The organism is Bradyrhizobium cosmicum (assembly GCF_032290525.1).
Lineage (GTDB): Bacteria > Pseudomonadota > Alphaproteobacteria > Rhizobiales > Xanthobacteraceae > Bradyrhizobium > Bradyrhizobium cosmicum_A.
On the sequence record NZ_JASXTA010000009.1, the window covers coordinates 115,465 to 136,939 of the forward strand.

Here is a 21,475-nt window from a genome sequence, read left to right on the forward strand (position 1 = left end):
AGGCGCGCTTGCCCGGGACGACGAGGATGGTTCAGCGCAAAATTCGGTCCAGCGCCGGCAGTCCGGCGATGACAGCCATCGCGATCAGCGCGTAACAGATGCCGCGAAACACCTTCTCGCTGGCGCGTCCGAACAGCGAGGCGCCGAACGCAACGCCGATCGCATAGACCGGGCCGACGATCAGCGAGAGCACCAGCGATTCCCGTGAAATCAGGCCTGTCGTCGCGTAGCTGACCATCGAGAAGAAATCCGAGGCGCCGAAGAACAGCACGATGTTGGCGCGCGCGACGATCGGCGCGACGGGACGGCCGAGCCAGTAGCCGACAATCGGCGGGCCGCCGGTCTGTGCGAGGCCGCTGCAGAAGCCGGAGAGGCCGCCGATGCCGACCGAGAGCCAGGCGTGGTCCTTGCCGCGATAGCGCCAGCCCGACAGCAGCAGCAGCAGGAGTGCCGCGACGAAGCAGGAGATGATCCAGCGCGTGGTGACGGGCTCGAGCACGCTGAGGAAATAAGTGCCGACGGGCACGCCGACCAGCGCGCCGAACACGATCACCGCGGTGGCCCTGCGATCCGCCTTGCGCCATGCGTCGGGCAGCAGCGGCGCGGCCGCGACGAAATCGATGACGAGGAGCAGCGCGGCAACCAGCCGGGGCGCAGCGATGCTGCTCGCCAGCGGCATGAAAATCAGTGCCGAGCCGAAGCCGGAGAAGCCGCGCGCGGTACCCGAAACGAAAGCGACGGCGCAGAGCGCCGTCGCAACGGTGAGGCTGACGTCCTTCGGGAGGAAGTCCGCAAGGGTCATGCTTTATTTCTGGAGCATGATGTTGTCCGAAAACCGTTTCGCACTTTTCGCCATCATGCTCTCAACGTACCGCCGGTCTTCTTCGTCACCTCGGCCACGACCTTCGCCGCGACGGCCTCGATCTCCTGGTCGGTCAGGGTCTTCTCGCGCGGCTGGAGCGTCACTGCGATCGCGACCGACTTCTTGCCGTCATCGATGCCCTTGCCTTCATAGACGTCGAAGACGTTGACGCCGGTGATCAGCTTCTTGTCGACGCCCTGCGCGGCACGGACAATGTCGCCGGCCTTCACGGCACGATCGACGATGAAAGCAAAATCGCGCGACACCGGCTGGAACGCCGACAGCTCGATCACGGGCTTGGCGCGCGTCGGCTTCTTCTTCGCCTCGGGGATGCGGTCCAGAATCACCTCGAACACCACCAGCGGACCGTCGGCGCCGAGCGCCTCGAGCGCACGGGGGTGCACCTCACCGAAAGTGCCGAGCACGTTCTGCGGCCCGATCTGGATCGTGCCGGAGCGGCCCGGATGCAGCCATGCCGGTCCGCCGGCGACGATCTGCAGCGCCTGGATCGGCGCGCCGGTCGCAGCGAGCACCGCGAGCGCGTCGGCCTTGGCGTCGAACACATCGGCGTGCGCCGAGCCCGTCCAATGACGGCCGAGTCCTTCGGACGAAGCAAAGCCGCGGCGCACGCCGCTGGCCGCCATGAACTGGTCCTGCGGGCGGTCGCCCCTGAACACTTGGCCGACCTCGAACAGCGCGACATCGCCGAAGCCGCGATCCGCATTGGCCTGTGCCGCCGCGATCAGTCCCGCCAGCAGGGTCGGGCGCATATCGGAGAGATCCGACGCGATCGGGTTGGCCACTTCGAGCTCGCGCTGGCCGCCGCCGAACAGTTCGGCCGCGGTTTTGGCGATGAACGACCACGTCACCGCTTCGATGATACCGCGGCTCGCGAGCGCGCGCCGCGCGCGGCGGGTGCGGAGCTGGAGCGGCGTCAGCACCGGTTTGCGCGCGTCGTCGCCGCGCTCGAACGGCGTCATCGGCACCTTGTCGACGCCGTAGATGCGGACGATTTCCTCGACGATGTCGGCCTTGCCGTGCACGTCGGAGCGCCAGGACGGCACCGCGATCTTCACCACCGGGCCCGGACCCGCCATCATGAAGCCGAGATGGGTCAGGATGCGCTTCATCTCGGGCTGCGGCACCTCGATGCCGGACAGGCGCTTGACCTCGGTGAGGGGGAAATCGATGATGCGATCGTCGCCAAAGGCCTTACCGACCACGACGTTTTCGGATGGCGTGCCGCCGCACATCTCCATCACGAGTTTCGTCGCGAGCTCCAGCCCCAGCACCATGAAGGCCGGATCGACACCGCGCTCAAAACGATAACGCGCATCCGAATTGATGCCGAGCTTGCGGCCGGTCTGGGCGATGTTGATCTCGTTCCACAGCGCCGATTCGATCAGCACGTCGGTGGTGGTCTCGTCGCAGCCCGAGGCTTCGCCGCCCATGATGCCGGCAAGCGATTCGACGCCGTGCTCGTCCGCGATCACGCAGGTGTTGGGGTCGAGATTGTAGGTGCGGCCGTCGAGCGCGAGCAGCGTCTCGCCGTCGCGCGCGCGGCGCACGACGAGATTGCCCTTGACCTTCTTGGCGTCGAACACGTGCAGCGGACGCGCGCGGTCGTAGGTCATGAAGTTGGTGATGTCGACCAGCGCGTTGATCGGACGCAGGCCGATCGCGGTCAGCCGCTTCTGCAGCCATTCCGGCGACGGGCCGTTCTTCACGCCGCGCACGAGGCGTAGCGCGAAGCCCGGACACAGCGTGGCGTCCTCGACCGTGACCTTCACGGGACAGGGGAATTCGCCCTTGATCGGCTTGATCGTCGGGTCCTTGAACTTGCCCATGTCGGCGGCGGCGAGATCGCGCGCGATGCCGTGAATGCCAGTGCAGTCCTGCCGGTTCGGCGTCAGATTGATCTCGACCACGGGATCGCCGAGGCCGGCCCATTCGGCGTAAGCAGCGCCAACAGGCGCATCCGCCGGCAATTCCATGATGCCGTCATGGTCGTTGGAGATCTGCAATTCGGCCGCCGAGCACAGCATGCCGCGGCTCTCGACGCCGCGAATGGTGCCGACATTGAGCGTGATGTCCTTGCCGGGGATGTAGGTGCCGGGGGCTGAGAACACGCTGACGAGCCCCGCACGCGCATTCGGCGCGCCGCACACGACCTGCACCGGCGCAGCACCGCTCCCGGTATCGACCATGCAGACGCGCAGCCGGTCCGCATTCGGATGCTGCTCGGCCGAGATCACCCTGGCGATGGTGAAGGGCTTGAGCGCCTTCGCCTTGTCCTCGATGTTCTCGACCTCGAGCCCGATCATGGTGAGCTTGTCGGCGAGCTTGTCCAGCGGCTCGTCGGTCTCGAGATGATCCTTCAGCCAGGAGAGGGTGAATTTCACGAGCTCAGCCCTCCCGCCAGCGTCGGCACCTCGAGCGGCTTGAAGCCGTAATGGGACAGCCAGCGGACGTCGCTGTCGAACAGCTGGCGCAGATCGGCGATGCCGTATTTCAGCATGGCGATGCGGTCGATGCCCATGCCCCAGGCAAAACCCTGGTACTCGTCCGGATCGATGCCGCAGGCGCGCAGCACGTTCGGGTGCACCATGCCGCAGCCGAGAATCTCGAGCCAGTCCTCGCCCTCGCCGAAGCGGATCTCGCCCTTGTCGCGGCGGCACTGGATGTCGACTTCCAGCGACGGCTCGGTGAACGGGAAGAACGAGGGACGGAAGCGCATGTTGATGTGGTCGACCTCGAAGAATGCCTTGCAGAACTCGTGCAGGATCCATTTGAGGTGGCCGAGATGCGAATGCTTGTCGATGACGAGGCCTTCGACCTGGTGGAATTGCGGCGTGTGGGTCGCGTCCGAATCGATGCGGTAGGTGCGGCCCGGGCAGATCACGCGGATCGGCGGCTTCTGGCTCAGCATGGTGCGCACCTGCACCGGCGAGGTGTGGGTCCGCAGCAGCATGCGCGAGCCGTCCTCCTTCGGATGGAAGAAGAACGTGTCGTGCATCTCGCGCGCGGGATGGCCTTCCGGGAAATTCAGCTTGGTGAAATTGTAGTCGTCGGTCTCGATATCGGGGCCTTCGGCGACCGAGAACCCCATGTCGGCGAAGATCGTCGTCAGCTCGTCCCAGACCTGGCTCAAGGGATGGATGCGGCCGGCTTCAGCCGGTGCATCTCGCAGCGGCAAGGTGACGTCGACGGTTTCCGAAGCTAGCCGCGCATCGAGCGCCGCCGACTTCAGGACGTCGCGCTTTGCTGCGAGCGCCTCGGTGACCTTGTCCTTGGCCTGGTTGATCGCCGCACCTTGCGTCTTGCGCTCGTCGGGCGACATCTTGCCGAGCGTGGCAAGCAGCGCCGAGATCGAGCCCTTCTTGCCGAGCGCTGCGACGCGCACCGCTTCGAGGGCGGCTTCATCGCCTGCGGCGGTGATCTGGTCGAGGATGGACGTTTCAAGCGTTGCGAGGTCGGACACAGTCAAATCCTTGCTGCTAAATTCGGCTGGGTTGTCGCCGCCCGAAGGCCGTAACGTCAAGCGAAAAGCCCGTCATTCCGGGCCTGGAGCGGCTGGGTTGAACCTCACGCGGGGGCCCGGCACCAACGGGGTACGAGGAGACTTTCGCGATGCTTTCGAGATCCTGCCTTGCTGCTTCTTTTGCCGCTCTCGCCGTCGTTCTGTTCGTCGCCGGTACCCCTGCGCGCGCCATGGTCTGCATGGACAAGTCGATGACGCTGGACGAGGTCGTCGAGACCATCAGCACCCAGAAGAGCTGCGAAAGCGCGATGAAGGTGTTTCAGGATTGCCAATTGACTGCGAGCGGCGATGTCGATCTCGGTGCCGCTGTCGAGAAGAAATGCGAGGCGGACTTCATGCCCGGCCTCAACACGGCGCAAAAGCAGGCTTACACACGCGAGATACGCGTCTGTGACGGCAAGTACCGGAACAAGTCCGGCACCATGTATCTTTCGTTCGCAGCGTTTTGCCGGGCGCAGGTCGCGCAACGTTATTCGCAACGCGCACTGAAGGCTGCGGGCCCGAAGGCCCGCTAGCGCTGGCCTCATCAGGCCGCGAGTGCAGCCTTGGCCTTCTCGGCGATCGCCTGGAACGCCGCGGGCTCGCTGATCGCGAGATCCGACAGCACCTTGCGGTCCACGGTGATTCCGGACTTGGCCATGCCGTCGATAAATCGGCTGTAGGTCAGGCCGAACGGACGGACGGCAGCATTGATGCGCTGGATCCAGAGCGCGCGGAACGTCCGCTTCTTGCGCTTGCGATCACGGAAAGCGTACTGCTGGGCCTTTTCCACGGCCGGCTTGGCGGCGCGGATGGTGTTCTTGCGGCGGCCGTAGAAGCCCTTGGCGGCCTTGTAGACTTTCTTGTGCTTGGCGTGGGCGGTCACACCGCGTTTGACGCGAGACATGACAAAGTCCTTCAGAGATGACTTAGGTTTAGGATCGCCGCGCGAGGTGCGGCGGAGGTGGCAAGATCGTGGACGCGATCAGGCGTTCGGCAAGAAGTACTTCTTGACGTTGTCGCCGTCGGTCTTGAACAGCACGGCGGTGCCGCGCAGCTGACGGATCTGCTTCTTCGTCCGCTTGATCATGCCGTGACGCTTGCCGCGATGAGCGAACATCACCTTGCCGGTGGCAGTCACCTTGAAGCGCTTTTTAGCGCCCGATTTGGTCTTCAGCTTGGGCATTTGGCTCTCCTAATGGCCACAGAAATCCGCCCGCGAAGGCGGCTGGCCGTCAAAATGCTCTATTAGAGCGTTGATTGTGCTCAGGTTTTACGAACAAGCGCGAAACCCGCACGAAACACCGCCACGGCAGCCCTTAATCAGCCGGGCGATGAAGGCTGGGCTTATGCCAGAGGACAAGCCGATTGGCAACGATGAACCGCCGGAAACCGGGCCCCGCGACTATTCGGAGTTGCTGCCCTCATATCCAAGCCGTGTCGCAAGAAAGCAGGACCAAAATGGCCCGTTTCCCCCTCTCGGGGAGAGGGTGTCTCCGCAGGCGAGAGCCCCCAAAGAGGAGAAAGCCCTCACCCGGCGCGCTACGCCGATCTCTCCTGCGGCTCGCATGATCCCCTCAACAAAACGGCCCGCCGGAGATCCGGACGGGCCGTTGAACTCTCAAGTTCCCAGCGAGCTGTTCTCAGCGCGGCGCCAGCACCATGACGACCTGGCGACCCTCGAATCGCGCGTCCTGCTCGACCTTGGCGAGCTCGGCGACGTCGGTCTTGATCTTGTCCAGAAGCTTGGTGCCGATCTCCTGGTGCGCCATTTCGCGCCCGCGATAGCGCAGCGTGATCTTGACCTTGTCGCCCTCTTCGAAGAACCGCTGCATCGCGCGCATCTTCACGTCGTAATCATGATCGTCGATCATCGGGCGGAGCTTGATCTCCTTGATCTCGACGGTCTTCTGCCGCTTGCGGGCTTCGGCGGCCTTTTTCTGGGCCGAATATTTGTACTTCCCGTAGTCCATGATCTTGCAGACGGGAGGGCTGACGTTCGGCGAAATCTCGACCAGATCCATGCCAGCGTCCTGGGCCATCTTGATGGCCAAGACGGTCTCGACCGTGCCCTGGTTGTCACCGGTCTGATCGATCAGCTGGATCTGCGCATTGCGAATATCGTCGTTGATGCGCGGCCCGTCTTTGCTGGCAGCGGGCGGAGCTTTATTAGGACGGCGAATGGGTGGTTCTCCAAAGTTGTGAAAGAAGCGGCTATCTTGAAGGAAGTTGCGTTTGCGGGCAAGCAAGTCGCTCGTGCAGGAGGCAAAAAACCCTCAAATGCGCGGCATTTTGGCCACGCCTGTCAGCACGCTGCACGACATAGACACCTTGCTTCTGTTCCGCAAGCGTCTCCAAATACCACTACAAGGGCCAATGTAGGGTCGGTACCGATGCCGGGCTGCGCTGCAGAAGAGGTCCAGACAGCTCAAACCGCACAGCCAGAGTAAACGTTCCATGACCGATGCAATTCCCGATGCCGTGCTCGACTTCATCGAGGTGGGCGAAGGCCCGTCCGCTCGCCGGATCGCGGTACGCCACCGCGCCGGAGAGGGCCCCGGCTTGGTTTGGCTCGGCGGGTTCAAGTCGGACATGCAGGGCAGCAAGGCCGTGGCGCTGGATGGCTGGGCCAGGGACCATGGCCGCGCCATGGTCCGGTTCGACTATTCCGGCCACGGCGAATCCGGCGGCGATTTCGCCGATGGAACCATCGGACGCTGGCTCGAGGACAGCGTCGCGGTGTTCGAGCGGTTCTGCGATGGCCCGCAGATCCTGATCGGCTCGTCCATGGGCGGCTGGATGGCGCTGCTGCTCGCCCGCGAAATCAGGAAGCGCACCGGTCAAGCGGCGTTGGCAGGCCTGGTGCTGATCGCGCCGGCGCCCGATTTCACCGAAGAGCTGATGTGGAAAAATTTTTCGGCCGAGGTGAGGAAGGAGATCGAGACAAAAGGCTTCTGGCTGCGGCCGTCCGATTATGGCGACGGCTCGCCCTATCCGATCACGCGGAACCTGATCGAGGAGGGCCGCAACCATCTCGTGCTCGGCAGCGCGATCGATCTCGGCTGCCCCGTCCGGATCCTGCAAGGTGCGCAGGATCCCGACGTGCCCTGGCAGCATGCCTTTGCGCTCACGCATCGTCTGCCGGCCGACGACGTCGTGCTGACCATGATCCAGGACGGCGACCACCGCCTGTCCCGTCCGCGGGACATCGCCCGCATTCTTGCCGCGGTGGCCGAGATCGGGTGAAATTGTCGTACTCGCTGTCATTGCCCGCGAAAGCGGGCAATCCAGTATTCCAGAGACGGCAGCGATAGAACCGCGAAGCCGCGGCGTACTGGATGCCCCGGTCAAGCCGGGGCATGACGGAAAACGGGGAGGAGAAATGCCGATGACCATCACCGCCATGCTGCGCACCTTCTGCGACGCCGTCGAGCAACGCAACGGCCGTGCCTTTGCCGATCTCTTCACCGAAGACGGCGTCTATCACGACGTGTTCTACGGCGGCTTCGCAGGCCGCGAGAAGATCGCCGCGATGATCGACGACTGGTTCTATCGCACCGCGACCGATTTCCGCTGGGACATGCATGACCCTGTTACCGACGGCGCCACGCTCTATGCGCGCTACACGTTCAGCTACAAATCGACCATGCCGGAAGCAAACGGCGCGCGGGCGATGTTCGAGGGCGTGGCGATCATGACGCTGCGCGACGGCAAGATCGTGAGCTATCACGAGGTCGCCAACACCGCGCCGGCGTTTGTCGATCTGAAATTTGCACCGGAGCGAATTGCGAAGATCGTCGGCAAGCAGGGAGCGGAGCTGAAGGCGCGGCCGGAGATGCAGCGGCATCTGGCCTGACTCTCTCCACGTTGTCATTCCGGGGCGCGCCACTCGGCGCGAGCCCGGAATCCATATTCCCGATCGTGGTTATGGATTCCGGGCTCGTGCTACGCACGTCGCGGGAATGACGGCTACGGCGGTGCCGGCGGCTTCGCCGACGGCTTGCGCTGCGCCAGCGCCGCGACCGTGGCAGTACCGATCGGGCCTTCTTCGTCATAGAGCCAGCATTCGCCGATCGCGACGCCGTCGGTGGCCTGGTGGTTCACCACCTCGAAGCCGATCCAGTTCGTCACCGGCAGACGATGCAGATAGATCGTGACGTCGCTGTTGATGTAGCCGAGCCCCTTGTCGCCGGCGTTGGCAAACGGGCTGGCGAAATCGGCGCCGGTGGCGACATGCACGAACGGCGTCATCGGCACGCCCGCAACGAGTTCGCGCACCTCGCTCATCCAGAGTTTTCGCGGCCCGAGCGAGCCCATGTGACCGACGATCGGCCGCGTCGCCCATTTGCCGTTCATGCCGAGCCTGGGATCGATGGGTTTTGGAATGTCTGATGGCTTCGGCACGTCCCAGTTCGGCGGTGACCAGACATTGCCGTCGGGATTCTGCGTCCGCCGCAGCAGCTGGCACGAGGCGCGCGCCATGCCGACGCCGCCCGAGACAAACTCGGCCTCGACCACGCGGATACGTAGTCCGTCGCGCACGAGCCGCGTCGTCACCTCGATCGGCTTGTCGATGGTCGGCAGCCGGAACATGTCGACGGTCAGTCGCGCCGGCACGAATTCGGGGCCGGAATGGCGCTCCTCGATGGCGAAGCCGAGCAGGCCGATGATGACGCGTCCGTGCAGCGATTTCGGATCCCACGGGCCGTTGGCGACTTCCGTCGGATGGAATGTATCGCCATCGCGGGTGAAGAAAGGCATGTTTGTCATGACGCGCGAGATTGAAGGAACGGGAGGGGAAATCAAGGGCGGCGGGAGCGTGCCTGCTCGTCACAACAACAGGTGTCGTCGCCCGGCCTTGACCGGGCGATCCAGTACTCCGAGGCGGTTGTGATTGAACCGAGAGGCCACGGCGTACTGGATGCCCCGCTTCGCGGAGCATGACAGCGCAGGATTAGGAAGCGGGCTGCCACTCCTCACGCACGCTTTCGTCACGCTCGTTCGCAATCGCCCTCGCTTTGATCGCCGCGAATTCTTCATCCGGCACCAACTGCGCCAGCGCCCACACCGCAGCGCCACGCACCAGCGGACTCGCATCCTCCAGCAATCGCCGGGCCTCCTCCGCCAGTGCCACCTCGCCGGAGTTGCCGATCGCAATCAGCACGTTGCGCAAGAACCGGTCGCGGCCGATCCGCTTGACCGGCGACTTCGTGAACAGCGCGCGAAACGCTGCATCATCCAGACGCGCGAGCTCCGCAAGTCCAGGCGCGCGCAGTTCGTCACGTGCCGCAAGCTTTGCCTCACGCCCCTCCTGCGCGAACTTGTTCCAGGGACAGGCAGCAAGGCAGTCGTCGCAGCCATAGATGCGGTTGCCGATGGCCTTGCGAAACTCGCGCGGGATCGGTCCCTTGTTCTCGATGGTGAGATAGGAGATGCAGCGCCGCGCATCGAGTCTGTAGGGCGCGGGAAACGCCGACGTCGGGCAGATGTCGAGGCAGGCCCGGCACGAGCCGCAATGATCGACCTCGGCATCGTCGCGCGGCAGCTCCAGCGTGGTGTAGATAGCGCCGAGAAACAGCCATGAGCCGAACTCTCGCGAGACCAGATTGGTGTGCTTGCCCTGCCAGCCCAGATGCGCGGCCTGGGCGAGCGGCTTTTCCATCACGGCCGCGGTGTCGACGAACACCTTCACGTCCGACGGCGCGGTCGCGACCAGCCAGCGCGCCAGCGCCTTCAGGCGCTTCTTGATGATGTCGTGATAGTCGTCGCCCTGCGCATAGACCGAGATCGCCGCGCGCGTGCGCTGTTTCAGGATCGCGAGCGGATCAGAGTCGGGACCGTAGTTGACGCCGAGCATGATCACGCTGCGCACGTCGGCCCACAGCCCGCGCGGATCAACGCGGCGCTCCGGCTGCGCGGCGAGCCAGTCCATGTCGCCGTGGCCGCCCGATGCGATGAATTCGAGGAAGTGCTTTCCGGCGCTCCCGATCGTGCCGGGCTCTGTGATGCCGATGCAGTCGAAGCCGAGCGCGCGCGCTTCGCGCGCAAGCGCCGCCTTCAGTTCAGTCGGATCGGAGTTCAGAAATCCAGGTCCACATAGGTCCGCGACGCCGGCACGCCGGCCAGCCATTCGCTCAGCAGCGGACGGAACGACGGGCGGGATTTCACCCGCGCGTACCACGCCTTTGCTGCGTCGTCCTCGCTCCATGGCACATCGCCCAGATAGTCGATCGCCGAAAGATGCGCCGCGGCGGCGAGATCCGCGTAGGTGAGCCGGTCGCCGGCGAGGAAGTTACGCGTCTGCGCCAGCCAGCCGATATAGGCCAGATGATAGCGCACATTGGCCTTGGCCGCGCGCATCACGTCGGCCGAGGGTGCCCCGCCGCCGTTCTCCTCGCTCATGAAGCGCTTGTAGATGCGCTCGGTGACGAGAGGATGCGAGACTTCCTCGAAAAACTTCTCGTTGAACCAGGCCATCAGCCGGCGCACCTCGACGCGCTCGCCGATCGTCTCCGGCATCAGGCGCTTGGGTCCCATCTCGGCGCCGTAGGCTTCGTCGACATATTCGGCGATGATGGCTGCACCCGGGATCGGCGGCTGCTCGTCATCGACCAGAACCGGCGTCGTGCCGGCCGCATTGAGCAGGAGAAACTGCTCGCGCCGCTCCCAGCTGCGCTCTTCGACCAGCTTCAGGTCGAGCCCGTATTCGCCCGCGACCAGGCGGATGAAACGCGAATGCGGACAGAACGGATGATGAAACAGCGTAAACATGAAGCCTTTGACTATGTGATGGTGCTTAAGAATCCATCAATGTTTGTGCGGCGCCACACTAGTCCTTCAAAACCGCGAAGCAAGGGCGTGATGTCGCATTTTGCGATTGCGGCATGGGGGGGAATAGGCGAGAAGAGCCCCGCTTTTCCAGCGCAAATGGACCGTAAATATGTCAGATGAAATACGGGCAGTGATCCTCGGCATCATCGAGGGTGTGACCGAGTTCCTTCCCGTGTCCTCGACCGGCCATTTGCTGCTCGCCGAGCGCTTCTTCCATCTCGGCGAGGGCGCGTTCTGGGATTCGTTTACGGTTCTGATCCAGTTAGGTGCGATCCTCGCGATCGTCGTGCTGTACTTCAAGAAATTGTGGGACGTCGCGATCGGCATGTTCACGGGCGATGCCTATGCGCGCCGCTTCGTGATCGGCGTGCTGGTGGCGTTCCTGCCCGCCGTGATCGTCGGCCTCGTCGCCGGCAAATACATCAAGAGCATGCTGTTCAATCCGTGGGTGGTGTGCTTCTCGCTGATCGTCGGCGGCGCCATTCTGCTGTGGGTCGATCGGCTCGATCTCAAGGCGCGCGAGCATGACGCGACGAGGTTTCCGCTGCTGATGTACCTCTACATCGGCATCGCGCAGTGCGTGGCCATGATCCCCGGCGTGTCGCGCTCCGGCGCCAGCATCGTCGCGGCGATGTTTCTGGGCGCCGACAAGCGCGCGGCGGCGGAGTTCTCGTTCTTCCTCGCCATTCCCACCATGATCGGTGCGTTCGCCTACGATTTCTACAAGAACCGCTCCGAGATGACGATGGACCACATGGGCATCATCGCGATCGGCTTCATCGTGTCGTTCATCACCGCTGTCATCGTGGTGAAGACGTTCCTGAGCTACGTCACCCGCCACGGCTTCGTGGTGTTCGCCTGGTGGCGCGTGATCGTCGGCACCCTCGGCCTGATCGCGTTGGCGTTGGGACGTTAACTTTTCGCAAACGCATTGAGGTCCGTAGCCCGGATGGAGCGCAGCGCAATCCGGGGCCGACATCGCTTGCGGCACGATCCCGGATTTCGCTGCGCTCCATCCGGGCTACGGCTCCACCACGCCTCAACGCAAAATAAGCTTTTGATCGGTAGGCAGTTTCCAGAGCGGGGCGGCGCGCCCTGCAGAGGAGCTGAGCCATGACCCTCGTCAGCGGCTGGGGGCGTTTCCCGGTCGTCGATAGCGATGTGCTGCGTCCGCGGTCGTTCGAGGCCGTTGGCGAAGCCGTGGTGGTCGGATCGGTGGCGCGGGGCAACGGCCGCGCCTATGGCGATGCTGCGATCGGCACCGTCAGAACGATTGCTATGACCGGGTTCGACCGGGTCAGGTCGTTCGATCCGGCGACCGGCCGCATCCGCCTCGAAGCCGGCGTGCTGCTGTCGGATTTGATCGACACCTTTGGCCCGCGCGGCTTCCTGCCCTTCGTGGTGCCCGGCACGCGCTTCGTCTCGGTCGGCGGCGCCATCGCCGCTGATGTTCACGGCAAGAACCATCATTGCGAGGGTGGCTTCGGCCGCTATGTCGACAGCATTTTGCTGCGGACCGGGCAGGGCGAAACCATCGAAGTCTCGCGCGAGCAGAATTCGGACGCCTTCTTCGCGACCGTCGGCGGCATGGGCCTCACCGGAATGATCCTTGAAGCGACGATGCGACTGCGCACCGTTGAAACCGGCTGGATCCGCGAGCGGGTGATCTCGGCGTCCGATCTCGATGCGGCGATGCGTGCGCTCGATGCCGGCGATGCCGCGACCTATTCGGTGGCGTGGATCGATTGCGCGGCGCGAGGGCGCGATCTCGGCCGCTCGCTGATCTATCTCGGCGAGCACGCCGCCAAAGACGAGCTTGCCGGTGGCGCCGCTGCATTCCCCGTCGGCCAGAATCCCGGCCTCGGCGTCCCCATCGACCTGCCGTCGATGACGCTGAACCGCTATAGCATCCGCGCCTTCAACGAGCTCTACTACCGCATGGGCGCGCGGCGCGCCGGCGGCAGCCATGTGGTCTCGCTCTATCCCTATTTCTTTCCGCTCGACAGCATCAGTGACTGGAATCGCATCTATGGCAGGCGCGGCTTCCTCCAGCACCAATGCGTGATCCCGGAAGCTGGTGCGCGCGCGGTACTCGCCGACATCCTCGACCGCGTCGCACGGCGCGGCGATGCCTCCTTCCTTGCGGTGCTCAAGAAGCTCGGCCAGGGCGAGGGCATTTTGTCGTTCCCGCTGCCGGGCTACACGTTGGCACTGGATTTCCCGGTGAAGGGCGACATCCTGAATTTCCTCGACGAGATCGACCGCCTGGTCGTTGCTGCCGGCGGACGGCTTTATCTCGCCAAGGACGCGCGCCAGTCGCGCGCGACGTTCGAAGCCGGCTATCCCGCCCTGCAACGCTTCAACGCGATCCGCAAAGCGCTCGATCCCGCCGGGATCATCCGCTCGAAGCTTTCACAGCGTTTGTTTGATGAGGTGCAGCCTTGACGTCACGCAAGACCGTATTGGTGCTGGGAGGCTCCTCCGACATCGGCCGCGCCGCCGCGCGCGCCTTTGCCAAGGCGGGGTACGATGTCGGCCTCGCGGGCCGCGACGTCGCCGCGCTCGAGCCTGACGCCGCCGATCTGCGCGCGCGTTACAACATCGAGGCCGGCCTTTACAAGTTCGACGTGCTCGACACCGCCTCGTTCGAGGGCTTTGTCGGCAGCCTGCCGGAACTGCCCGATGTCGTCATCTCGATCGTCGGCCTGCTCGGTGTGCAGCAAAACGCCGAGAGCGATCTCGCGCACGCCACTACGATCATACGCTCCAACTACGAAGGCCCGTCGCTGATCCTCGGCCTGTTCGCCGAAAAGTTCTTGGCACGCGGCACCGGCACGATCGTCGGTGTGTCATCGGTCGCCGGCGACCGTGGCCGCGCCTCCAACTATGTCTACGGCTCGGCGAAAGCGGGCTTCTCCGCGTTCCTGTCCGGCCTGCGCGCGCGTGCGAGCCGCGGCGGCGTCCACGTCGTCACGGTAAAGCCCGGCTTCGTCCGCACGAAAATGACGGAAGGCATGAAGTTGATCGGCCCGCTTACGGTCGAAGCGCCGGTGGTGGGCGATGCGATCCTCAGCGCGGTCGAGAACAAGACCGACGTGGTCTATGTCAGCGGCAAATGGCGTCTCGTGATGCTGATCATCAAGACGCTGCCGGAGGCCGTGTTCAAGAAGCTGAAGTTTTGAGGTTGTTGCGGCAGCGGCGGTGCGCTCCCTCGCCCCGTTCTTACGGGGAGAGGGTAGGGGTGAGGGGCCTCTCTCCCCGCGCGCGATCGTCGAGAGACCTGTACCCCCTCACCCGGATCGCAAGAGCGATCCGACCTCTCCCCGCAAGCGGGGCGAGGTGAAGAGAGAAACCTCACGCGCTCTTGCGCTGGAACTGGCCCTGCGGGCGAAAGCGCCAGAGATATTGCGGGGCGATCGCTTCCAGCGAATCGGCGGCGATGCCGAGCCCTTCCAGCGTCAGGCCAGCGGCCTTCGCCGCATCCGAGACGACATTGTCGCGCCCGAGCTGCGTGACCTGGTCCGGCGTCAGCTTGAACGCGCCCGGTGCGAATTGCAGGAAATTGGCCTTGAAGCGGGCAAGGCCGAACGGCAGCGGCACCAGCATCGGCTTGCGGTCGGCGATCGCGACGATGGCCTCGATGATCTCGCGCATGGTCAGCACTTCCGGCCCGCCGAGCTCGTAGGTCGCGCCCGCCTTGGCCTTGCCGTCGACGGCATCGGCGATCGCGGTGGCGACGTCGCCAACATAGACCGGCTGCATCTTGGTATCGCCGCCGATCAGCGGCAGCACCGGCGAGATCCGGGCCAGCGCCGCGAAGCGGTTGGTGAACTGGTCCTCGGGGCCGAACATCACGGACGGGCGGAAGATCGTGGCGGAGGGAACTGCCGCCAGCACCGCCGCTTCGCCGGCCGCCTTGGCCCTGGCGTAGTGCGAGGGCGAATCGGCGCCGGCGCCGATCGCCGAGACATGCACCAGCCGGCTACCTGCGGCCGCGGCCGCCTTGGCGACGGTCTCGGCGCCCCTGGCCTGGACGGCGTCGAACGTCTGCGCACCGCCCTCGGCGAGAATGCCGACCAGATTGATCACGACATGCGAATCACGCAGCGCCGCCTCGACCGAGGCGGGATAGCGCAAATTCGCCTGCACGAGGTGGACCTGCCCGACCTTGCCGGAGGGCTGGAGGTATCCGGCCAGTTCCGGCCGCCGCACCGCAACCCGGACCCGGTAGTCGCGCTTGCACAGCGCCCGGACGACATTCCGGCCCAAAAACCCCGATCCGCCGAAAACCGTGACGAGCGTGTCCAGATTCGATGCCATGGGAGCTATCCTGGGTCCATTCCTGCGGGAAGCGTGCGTGCTATCAGGCTTGTATCGGGCCGGTTTGCGATGCGCAATCCGCCCGCCGAAACATGGCTCAAGCATGAATTGACAACCGCGTCACCGAACCGTAGTAACCGCCTCCGTGCCCCAAACGGCATGCCCAGGTGGTGGAATTGGTAGACGCGCTGGCTTCAGGTGCCAGTGGCTTAACGGCCGTGAAGGTTCGAGTCCTTTCCTGGGCACCATTTTAAGCTGGTGAACCGTTATTCGGCGGTCGCCTTCGCAAAGAAAGCCTAGTCCTTCGGGCGCCGCGGCGATGATAATGTCCGGTCGGCCTTGCCCGCCAATTTCGCTTCCAGCAGATCGAACACCTCCGAACCCGGCTTGACCCGGCCCGCTTCAGCGTCGTTGAGCCCGCGCGCGATCGCGGCATCCAATGCGACCAGCAGCGCCGTGCTGCTTCTCCTCCCGCTTCCCCTCACACCACCCTCTTTCCCGTCCGCTCCGCCACCGCCTTCTGCACAAAATACATCGCGACCAGCGCGACGATGGCCGAGGCGACGACGACGTAGCCGATCCGGTCGAAATGGATCAGCGCGCCGTCCGGAGCCTGCGCGATGATCGCGCCGGCGAGCACCGAGCCGAGCCCGCCGGAGAGCTGCTGGAGCGAGGCGCTGATCGCGCTGAACGAGCCGCGCTGGCTCTGGTCGGGGATCGCCGACATCAGCGCCTGCGATGGGATCATGCGCGAGAAGATGCCGACGAACATCAGCACGTTGACGAGGATCGCGGTCACGAGCGAAACATGGCCGAGATGGGTGTAGATCAGCACCATGATGACCGACACCACGCTGCCGAACACGAAGGTCGGGTATTTGCCGAATGTGTCGCTGGCCCTGCCGACCAGCGGCCCCGTGACGATGCTGAACAGGCCGGAGACGAGATAGATCGTAGGCAGATGCGTGATGTCGATGCCGAGATTGTGCACAGTGAAGGCGCTGGAGAACGGCATCAGCATGTAGCCGCCGGTCGCCAGCAGCGTCGTGACGCCGAACGCCAGCGTGTAGCGCGGCTGACCGATCGTCGCGATCAGATGGCGGAACGGGTTTCGGTCCTGCTTCAGCTTCAGATGCGCCTCGACCGGCTCCATGGCGAAGGCGATGATCGCGATCGCCGCGATCGACAGGCCGACGATCGCAACGAAGCAGACATGCCAGTCCCAGTGATTGGCGAGAAACAGCCCGGCGGGAATGCCGAGCACTTGGCTCGCGGCGAACGCTGTCTGGATGAAGCCCATCACGCGGCCGCGCAAATGCAGCGGAAACAAATCGGTGGTGATGGCCAGCACGACCGAGCCGATCACGCCGCCGAACAATCCGGTCACGATCCTGCCGAGCAGCAGCACATGGTAAGTCTGCGCGGCGGCGCAGAGCATGGTGCCGAGCGTGAATCCGACATAGAAGAACAGCAGCAGGCGCTTGCGATCGAAGCGATCGGCAAAGCCGGCGGCCAGGATGCCCGAGAGTCCCGCGCTGAACGCGTAGGCCGACACCGCGACGCCGAATTGGGTGGCCGTGATGTCGAGCGCGGGCATCAGGATGGCGCCGAGCGGCGACATGATGATGAAGTCGAGGATGATCGTGAACTGCGTGAACGCGAGCAGCGCGATGAGGAGCGCCTGGTAGCGGGAGAAGCCGCGCGGGCGTTCCTGCTGATCGTCAAGCGGCGCTGCGAGCGACGGTTCGGTCATGGGTCTCGATTTCGTCGGGAGCGGGGGAGAAACTGGTAGATGGGGTGGGTCGCACGATTTTCACGGGGTGCACGGCCCTCGTTCCTGCCGGAACTTGAAGCTCGCGCCGGGTGTGGGATCCGGGCAACAGCCTGACGTCGGCGAAGCGGCCGGCTTCTTCGCGAGGGAGTGCGCGGATTGAGAAGCCGGGACACTGTCTGCACCCCATGAATATGGGAGGACGGAATGCCGCGCGGTCCCGTGGCACATCGGTGTCTTCCCAAAGACATAGCCTGCATGCTTTGAGTGTCGTATGTCGCGGAAGCGCCAACCGCGTTGATGTGGTGGCGGCCTGCGGCTGGAAGTGACGGCGGTCTTCGTTCCTCGTACGCCACTTGCCGGCCGCAAGGTTGGAAGACGGGGTGGGGGGACCAACATGATGAATTCATCGCGAGCGCGAATCACCGCTTGTTTCGCCATGCTGCTGATTGCCGTGATCACGGCCTGCGCCAGCGCACCGCAAGCCCGGGCTCAGTTCGTGTGCGTGGATGGTGCCCTGTCTGAGCAGGGCGCCACGGCGGGCGGATCGGCGAGCAATGTTGCCTGCGGGCCCACCGCATCTGCCTTCGGCAACGGCAGCAACAACACCGCGATGGGGGCCGGCTCCAACGCCATTGGAAATTCCAGCAGCAATATCGCCGTCGGCCTCGCAAATGCCAGCGGCGATAGCAGCTCCAATATTGCGACGGGAAACAATGCCAACGCCAGCGGCAACAACAGCTTCAACAGCGCGACCGGAGCGGGAGCCATCGCCACCGGTGAAGGCAGCAAAAACATGGCGTCCGGAAACAACGCGCGGGCCAGCGGTGACAACAGCACCAATATCGCGGCCGGCGCCGGGGCCAACGCCAGTGGCAACAACAGCGGCAATCTTGCGTCCGGGTTGAACGCCCTGGCTAACGGGGACGGCAGCAGGAACGTTGCGACAGGGCGCAGTTCCAATGCCTCTGGGAACAACAGCAGAAATCTTGCCAACGGGTTTGGCGCCAAGGCCTACGGCGACGCCAGCGCCAACACCGCGACGGGGAACAACGCCAACGCCTACGGCAACGGCAGCGCCAACATTGCGTCCGGCGGCAGCTCGAACGCGACCGGCGACAACAGCATCAATATCGCGACCGGCCTGAACACCAACGCGAGCGGATCCGGAAGCTATAACGTCGCGACCGGCAACGCCGCCATCGCATTTGGCGCGAACAGCTCCAACGCGGCGACCGGCTATTTGGCGAATGCCAGTGGCGCCAATTCGAGGAATATTGCGAACGGCGCGCAATCTAATGCCAGCGGCACCGGCAGCTTCAACATTGCGGTCGGAAACAACGCGACGGCGAACGGAAACGGCGTCGCCAATACTGCGGTCGGCAACGGCGCCCACGCCACCGGCGCAAATTCGTCGGCCTTCGGCAATGGCGCGTCGGCGACCTTCGCGAACGCCACCGCGATCGGCAATGGCGCCACCGCGACGCGCGCGAACCAGCAGGTTTACGGTACCGCGAGCAATACCTACACGATGTCAGGCGTCACCTCGGCCGCGAGCGCGGCCGCGCAGTCCGGACCAGTGCAATTCGTCACCACCGACGCTGCCGGCAACCTCGCCTCCACGTCGCTCGGTGCGCTCGGGCTAGCGAGTTCCGGAGATATCGCAAGCATCAATAGCCAGCTCGCCGGCATCAATGCCCGCCTCAGCGAGCTCGACGGCAGGGCCGGCAAGGCGATCAACGGTGTCGCGATGGCCTTTGCGATGTCCGGCTCGCCCTGGCTGATGCCGTCCGAAAGGATCGCGATGACCATGAACTGGGGCACGTTTCAAAACACCAATGCGCTCTCGATGAGTGCAGCGCTCCGCGTCAGCGAACACGTGCAGGCCAGCGGCGGCCTGACTTATGGAACGAATGGCGGCGGATTGGGCGGCCGCGTCGGAATGCGCGTCGGCTGGTGAGGGCGGGCGCGGTCAATCCATGCAACTGATTGCGCGCGTCCTGATCGCGTCGGTGTTGCTGTTGTCCTGTGTCGACGACAGGGCGGCGGCTCAAAAGGCACCAGCGCCGGCCGCAGCTCCCACGCCGTCGCTACCTGTCACGCTGGAACAGGCGCTCTATCTGATCCGCTCGACGCTGCTCACGCTCAACGATGCCAACCGCACGGGCAATTACACCGTGCTGCGCGATCTCGCTGCGCCCGACTTCCAGGCGCGCAACACCGCCGCCGATCTCGCGTTGAATTTTCTCGATCTGCGGCGCCGCAACTTCGATCTCTACGGCGCGGCATTGCTGGCGCCGCAATTCTCGGATGCGCCCGCACTCGACCAGCGTGGAATGCTGCATCTTGCGGGCTACATTCCGACCCAGCCGCAGCAGATCCGATTCGATCTCACGTTTCAAATCGTCGCGGGCCAATGGCGTCTGTTCGCCATCGCCATCGCTACGCCGGAAGCCGCGTCCGCCCAGCCGCAATCCCCGGCGGCCGCCGTGAAGCCTGCCATGCCTGCGCCGAAGAAGACGCCGTGAGAGCGGGTGTCATTTCTCTACTATCTCGCTGATAAAGCTGTATTTGTTGCTGGATCCGCGGACCTGCCCCATCCGCCCTCCGGCGGTTTCCCAATCCCGGATTAAGCCGCTTTTAGCGAATGCTCCCCTAGTGTCCTGACGTCCATTTCCCTGCTCCCCGGCCCTCCCAGCCTTTGGGCCGGTCAGTTTGCGGCAACTCAGAGCGTTTTCGGATGGAGCAGCCTGCCTGGCAGTATGATTCTGGCACGCCCGAGCCGGCGGCGGCTGCGCGGACGCTCGTCATCGATCTCGAAGGCGCCCTGTTGCGGTCCGAGCTGCTGATGGAGGCGCTGTTCTCCAGGCCGGCCCTCATGCTGGCCCGCTTCGGCGCGGGCGGACGCCCTGGCATGGCGGCGCTCACGGACATCCTGGCGCGGGCCGAGATCGACTATGCCCACCTCCCCTACGAGGCCGATGTGCTGAACCGGGCGCTGGCGGCGCGGGCGCGGGGCGTAAAAATCTATCTCGTCGCGGGACGTTTTGCCGATCATGCCGCCGGCATCGCCGCGCATCTCGGCTTTGACGGCGTCGTGACGCCGGCTGATCTTTCCGCGGGCGGCAGTCTGCCGTTCGATCGCGGCGCGATCGATCGCATCGACAGCCGAAGCCGCACTCGCGCGAGCCTCAAGACCTGGGCGAAGGCGCTGCGGGTCTATCAATACGCCAAGAACACGTTGGTGTTCGTGCCTGTCATCACCGCGCATCAGATGAATCTGCCGACGCTCGGCTACGCGCTGCTGGCGTTCCTGGCGTTCTCGGCCTGTGCGTCGGGCGCCTATCTGATGAACGATCTGCTGGATCTTGCCGCCGACCGGCAGCATCCGACCAAGCGCCATCGCGCGCTCGCCGCTGGCGATCTGCCGATCTCCTCGGCGCTGTCAGCGATCCCCGCATTGTGGTTGGTCGCGGTCGCAGCCTCCCTCTGCATCTCGCCTTTGTTCCTCGCCGTGCTCGGCGGCTATCTCGCCACCACCATCGCCTATTCGCTCGTGCTCAAGCGCAAGATGCTGGTCGACGTCGTCACGCTCGCCGGTCTCTACAGCTTGCGCATCATCGCCGGCGCGGTCGGCGTCGGCGTGGTGCTGTCGGAATGGCTGCTGATTTTCTCGCTGTTCGTGTTCACCTCGCTGGCGCTGATCAAGCGCTTCAGCGAGCTCAGCATGCGCGAGAGCGCGGGCCTCGCCGATCCTTCCAACCGCGACTACAAGGTCACCGACCTGCACATCATCGGCGCGATGGCGGCGGCGAGCGCCATGAACGCGGTGACCGTGTTCTCGCTCTACGTTTCCTCCTCCGCGGTGGCGCCGCTCTACAGCCGGCCCTGGATGCTGTGGCTGCTCAACCCGCTGCTGCTCTACTGGTTCGGCCGTGCCCTGATGATGGCGCATCGCCGCGAGATGCCGGACGATCCGATTCTGTACACCTTCCGCGACGGCGCCAGCCGCATGACGGTCGCGGCCATGATCTGCATCATGCTGGCGGCGATCTGACCCTTTGCAGGGAACAGCCGGCGCTTGCGCGGCCCGCCGCCAGTGGCTACATCGCGGGCAATCCGATTAGCCTATGATGCCGACAGACCGATTCGACCCGAGGTTTTGACACGC

Annotated in this window: 21 protein-coding genes and 1 tRNA gene; 10 read left to right on the forward strand and 12 right to left on the reverse strand. The window is 64.6% G+C overall.

Annotated features, from left to right (window positions below):
- Nucleotides 1–31: 31 nt before the first annotated feature.
- From QSV46_RS18115 to pheS, 3 genes are read right to left on the reverse strand one after another with little or no spacing between them, the layout of a single operon-like run.
- A complete protein-coding gene (locus tag QSV46_RS18115) occupies nucleotides 32–802 on the reverse strand; it encodes a sulfite exporter TauE/SafE family protein (RefSeq protein WP_314953808.1) in 771 nt (256 codons plus the stop codon).
- Between the two features lie 53 nt (nucleotides 803–855).
- Nucleotides 856–3,264 (reverse strand): phenylalanine--tRNA ligase subunit beta, encoded by a 2,409-nt coding sequence (gene pheT / locus QSV46_RS18120; RefSeq protein ID WP_314953810.1) that lies wholly within the window; start codon nucleotides 3,262–3,264, stop codon nucleotides 856–858.
- Nucleotides 3,261–4,343 carry a phenylalanine--tRNA ligase subunit alpha gene (gene pheS, locus QSV46_RS18125; RefSeq protein WP_314953814.1) on the reverse strand — a complete coding sequence of 361 codons (1,083 nt, stop codon included), beginning with the start codon at nucleotides 4,341–4,343 and terminating at the stop codon, nucleotides 3,261–3,263. Before pheS ends, pheT begins: the two co-directional genes overlap by 4 nt.
- 149 nt (nucleotides 4,344–4,492) lie before the next feature.
- Here pheS and QSV46_RS18130 point away from each other — a divergent pair, with 149 nt between their 5' ends.
- Nucleotides 4,493–4,918 carry a hypothetical protein gene (locus QSV46_RS18130; RefSeq protein WP_314953817.1) on the forward strand — a complete coding sequence of 142 codons (426 nt, stop codon included), beginning with the start codon at nucleotides 4,493–4,495 and terminating at the stop codon, nucleotides 4,916–4,918.
- Nucleotides 4,919–4,929: 11 nt separating this feature from the next.
- Here QSV46_RS18130 and rplT read toward each other — a convergent pair whose 3' ends face one another.
- From rplT to infC, 3 genes are all read right to left on the reverse strand, one after another.
- The gene (rplT, locus tag QSV46_RS18135) at nucleotides 4,930–5,289 is read right to left on the reverse strand and encodes a 50S ribosomal protein L20 (protein WP_027561620.1); all 360 of its coding nucleotides are present in this window, start codon (nucleotides 5,287–5,289) and stop codon (nucleotides 4,930–4,932) included.
- A 78-nt stretch (nucleotides 5,290–5,367) separates the two neighbouring features.
- Nucleotides 5,368–5,568 (reverse strand): 50S ribosomal protein L35, encoded by a 201-nt coding sequence (gene rpmI / locus QSV46_RS18140; protein WP_008143958.1) that lies wholly within the window; start codon nucleotides 5,566–5,568, stop codon nucleotides 5,368–5,370.
- Between the two features lie 457 nt (nucleotides 5,569–6,025).
- Nucleotides 6,026–6,565, reverse strand: a complete 540-nt coding sequence (infC, locus tag QSV46_RS18145; protein ID WP_314954435.1) for a translation initiation factor IF-3 — start codon at nucleotides 6,563–6,565, stop codon at nucleotides 6,026–6,028.
- Between the two features lie 274 nt (nucleotides 6,566–6,839).
- Between infC and QSV46_RS18150 the strand changes: the two genes are divergently transcribed.
- Both QSV46_RS18150 and QSV46_RS18155 read left to right on the forward strand, forming a co-directional pair.
- On the forward strand, nucleotides 6,840–7,628 hold the full coding sequence (locus QSV46_RS18150) for an alpha/beta hydrolase (protein WP_314953879.1): 789 nt from the start codon (nucleotides 6,840–6,842) through the stop codon (nucleotides 7,626–7,628).
- 142 nt (nucleotides 7,629–7,770) lie between these two features.
- Nucleotides 7,771–8,238: a nuclear transport factor 2 family protein gene (locus QSV46_RS18155; RefSeq protein WP_314953881.1), complete on the forward strand. Its 468-nt coding sequence runs from the start codon at nucleotides 7,771–7,773 to the stop codon at nucleotides 8,236–8,238.
- Between the two features lie 113 nt (nucleotides 8,239–8,351).
- On the opposite strand, the gene QSV46_RS18160 is transcribed toward QSV46_RS18155, so the two are convergent.
- The 3 genes from QSV46_RS18160 to QSV46_RS18170 form a co-directional block, all read right to left on the reverse strand.
- Nucleotides 8,352–9,152, reverse strand: coding sequence for an acyl-CoA thioesterase domain-containing protein (locus QSV46_RS18160; protein ID WP_314953883.1), 801 nt, complete (start codon nucleotides 9,150–9,152; stop codon nucleotides 8,352–8,354).
- A 184-nt stretch (nucleotides 9,153–9,336) separates the two neighbouring features.
- Entirely contained in the window at nucleotides 9,337–10,512 is a 1,176-nt protein-coding gene (queG, locus tag QSV46_RS18165) for a tRNA epoxyqueuosine(34) reductase QueG (protein WP_314953885.1), read from the reverse strand.
- Nucleotides 10,461–11,153: a glutathione S-transferase family protein gene (locus tag QSV46_RS18170; protein ID WP_314953889.1), complete on the reverse strand. Its 693-nt coding sequence runs from the start codon at nucleotides 11,151–11,153 to the stop codon at nucleotides 10,461–10,463. Before QSV46_RS18170 ends, queG begins: the two co-directional genes overlap by 52 nt.
- A 169-nt stretch (nucleotides 11,154–11,322) precedes the next feature.
- On the opposite strand from QSV46_RS18170, the gene QSV46_RS18175 reads away from it, so the two are divergent.
- The 3 genes from QSV46_RS18175 to QSV46_RS18185 all read left to right on the forward strand — a co-directional run bounded on the left by QSV46_RS18175 (nucleotide 11,323) and on the right by QSV46_RS18185 (nucleotide 14,395).
- Nucleotides 11,323–12,129 (forward strand): undecaprenyl-diphosphate phosphatase, encoded by an 807-nt coding sequence (locus QSV46_RS18175; protein WP_314953891.1) that lies wholly within the window; start codon nucleotides 11,323–11,325, stop codon nucleotides 12,127–12,129.
- Between the two features lie 197 nt (nucleotides 12,130–12,326).
- Nucleotides 12,327–13,658, forward strand: coding sequence for an FAD-binding oxidoreductase (locus QSV46_RS18180; RefSeq protein ID WP_314953892.1), 1,332 nt, complete (start codon nucleotides 12,327–12,329; stop codon nucleotides 13,656–13,658).
- Nucleotides 13,655–14,395 carry an SDR family oxidoreductase gene (locus QSV46_RS18185; RefSeq protein ID WP_314953894.1) on the forward strand — a complete coding sequence of 247 codons (741 nt, stop codon included), beginning with the start codon at nucleotides 13,655–13,657 and terminating at the stop codon, nucleotides 14,393–14,395. The genes QSV46_RS18180 and QSV46_RS18185 overlap by 4 nt, the downstream gene beginning before the upstream one ends.
- A 172-nt stretch (nucleotides 14,396–14,567) precedes the next feature.
- On the opposite strand, the gene QSV46_RS18190 is transcribed toward QSV46_RS18185, so the two are convergent.
- The gene (locus tag QSV46_RS18190) at nucleotides 14,568–15,533 is read right to left on the reverse strand and encodes a complex I NDUFA9 subunit family protein (RefSeq protein WP_314953897.1); all 966 of its coding nucleotides are present in this window, start codon (nucleotides 15,531–15,533) and stop codon (nucleotides 14,568–14,570) included.
- 161 nt (nucleotides 15,534–15,694) lie between these two features.
- Between QSV46_RS18190 and QSV46_RS18195 the strand changes: the two genes are divergently transcribed.
- A tRNA-Leu gene (locus tag QSV46_RS18195) sits at nucleotides 15,695–15,781 on the forward strand.
- A gap of 48 nt (nucleotides 15,782–15,829) precedes the next feature.
- Here QSV46_RS18195 and QSV46_RS18200 read toward each other — a convergent pair.
- Entirely contained in the window at nucleotides 15,830–16,018 is a 189-nt protein-coding gene (locus QSV46_RS18200; protein WP_314954446.1) for a hypothetical protein, read from the reverse strand.
- Nucleotides 16,015–17,286, reverse strand: a complete 1,272-nt coding sequence (locus QSV46_RS18205) for an MFS transporter (RefSeq protein WP_314953899.1) — start codon at nucleotides 17,284–17,286, stop codon at nucleotides 16,015–16,017. Before QSV46_RS18205 ends, QSV46_RS18200 begins: the two co-directional genes overlap by 4 nt.
- Before the next feature lie 415 nt (nucleotides 17,287–17,701).
- On the opposite strand from QSV46_RS18205, the gene QSV46_RS18210 reads away from it, so the two are divergent.
- The 3 genes from QSV46_RS18210 (at nucleotide 17,702) to QSV46_RS18220 (ending at nucleotide 21,361) form a co-directional block, all read left to right on the forward strand.
- The gene (locus tag QSV46_RS18210) at nucleotides 17,702–19,264 is read left to right on the forward strand and encodes a hypothetical protein (protein ID WP_314953902.1); all 1,563 of its coding nucleotides are present in this window, start codon (nucleotides 17,702–17,704) and stop codon (nucleotides 19,262–19,264) included.
- A gap of 19 nt (nucleotides 19,265–19,283) precedes the next feature.
- Nucleotides 19,284–19,832 (forward strand): hypothetical protein, encoded by a 549-nt coding sequence (locus tag QSV46_RS18215; protein WP_314953905.1) that lies wholly within the window; start codon nucleotides 19,284–19,286, stop codon nucleotides 19,830–19,832.
- Between the two features lie 212 nt (nucleotides 19,833–20,044).
- A complete protein-coding gene (locus QSV46_RS18220) occupies nucleotides 20,045–21,361 on the forward strand; it encodes a UbiA family prenyltransferase (protein ID WP_314953907.1) in 1,317 nt (438 codons plus the stop codon).
- The last annotated feature ends 114 nt before the right edge of the window (nucleotides 21,362–21,475 follow it).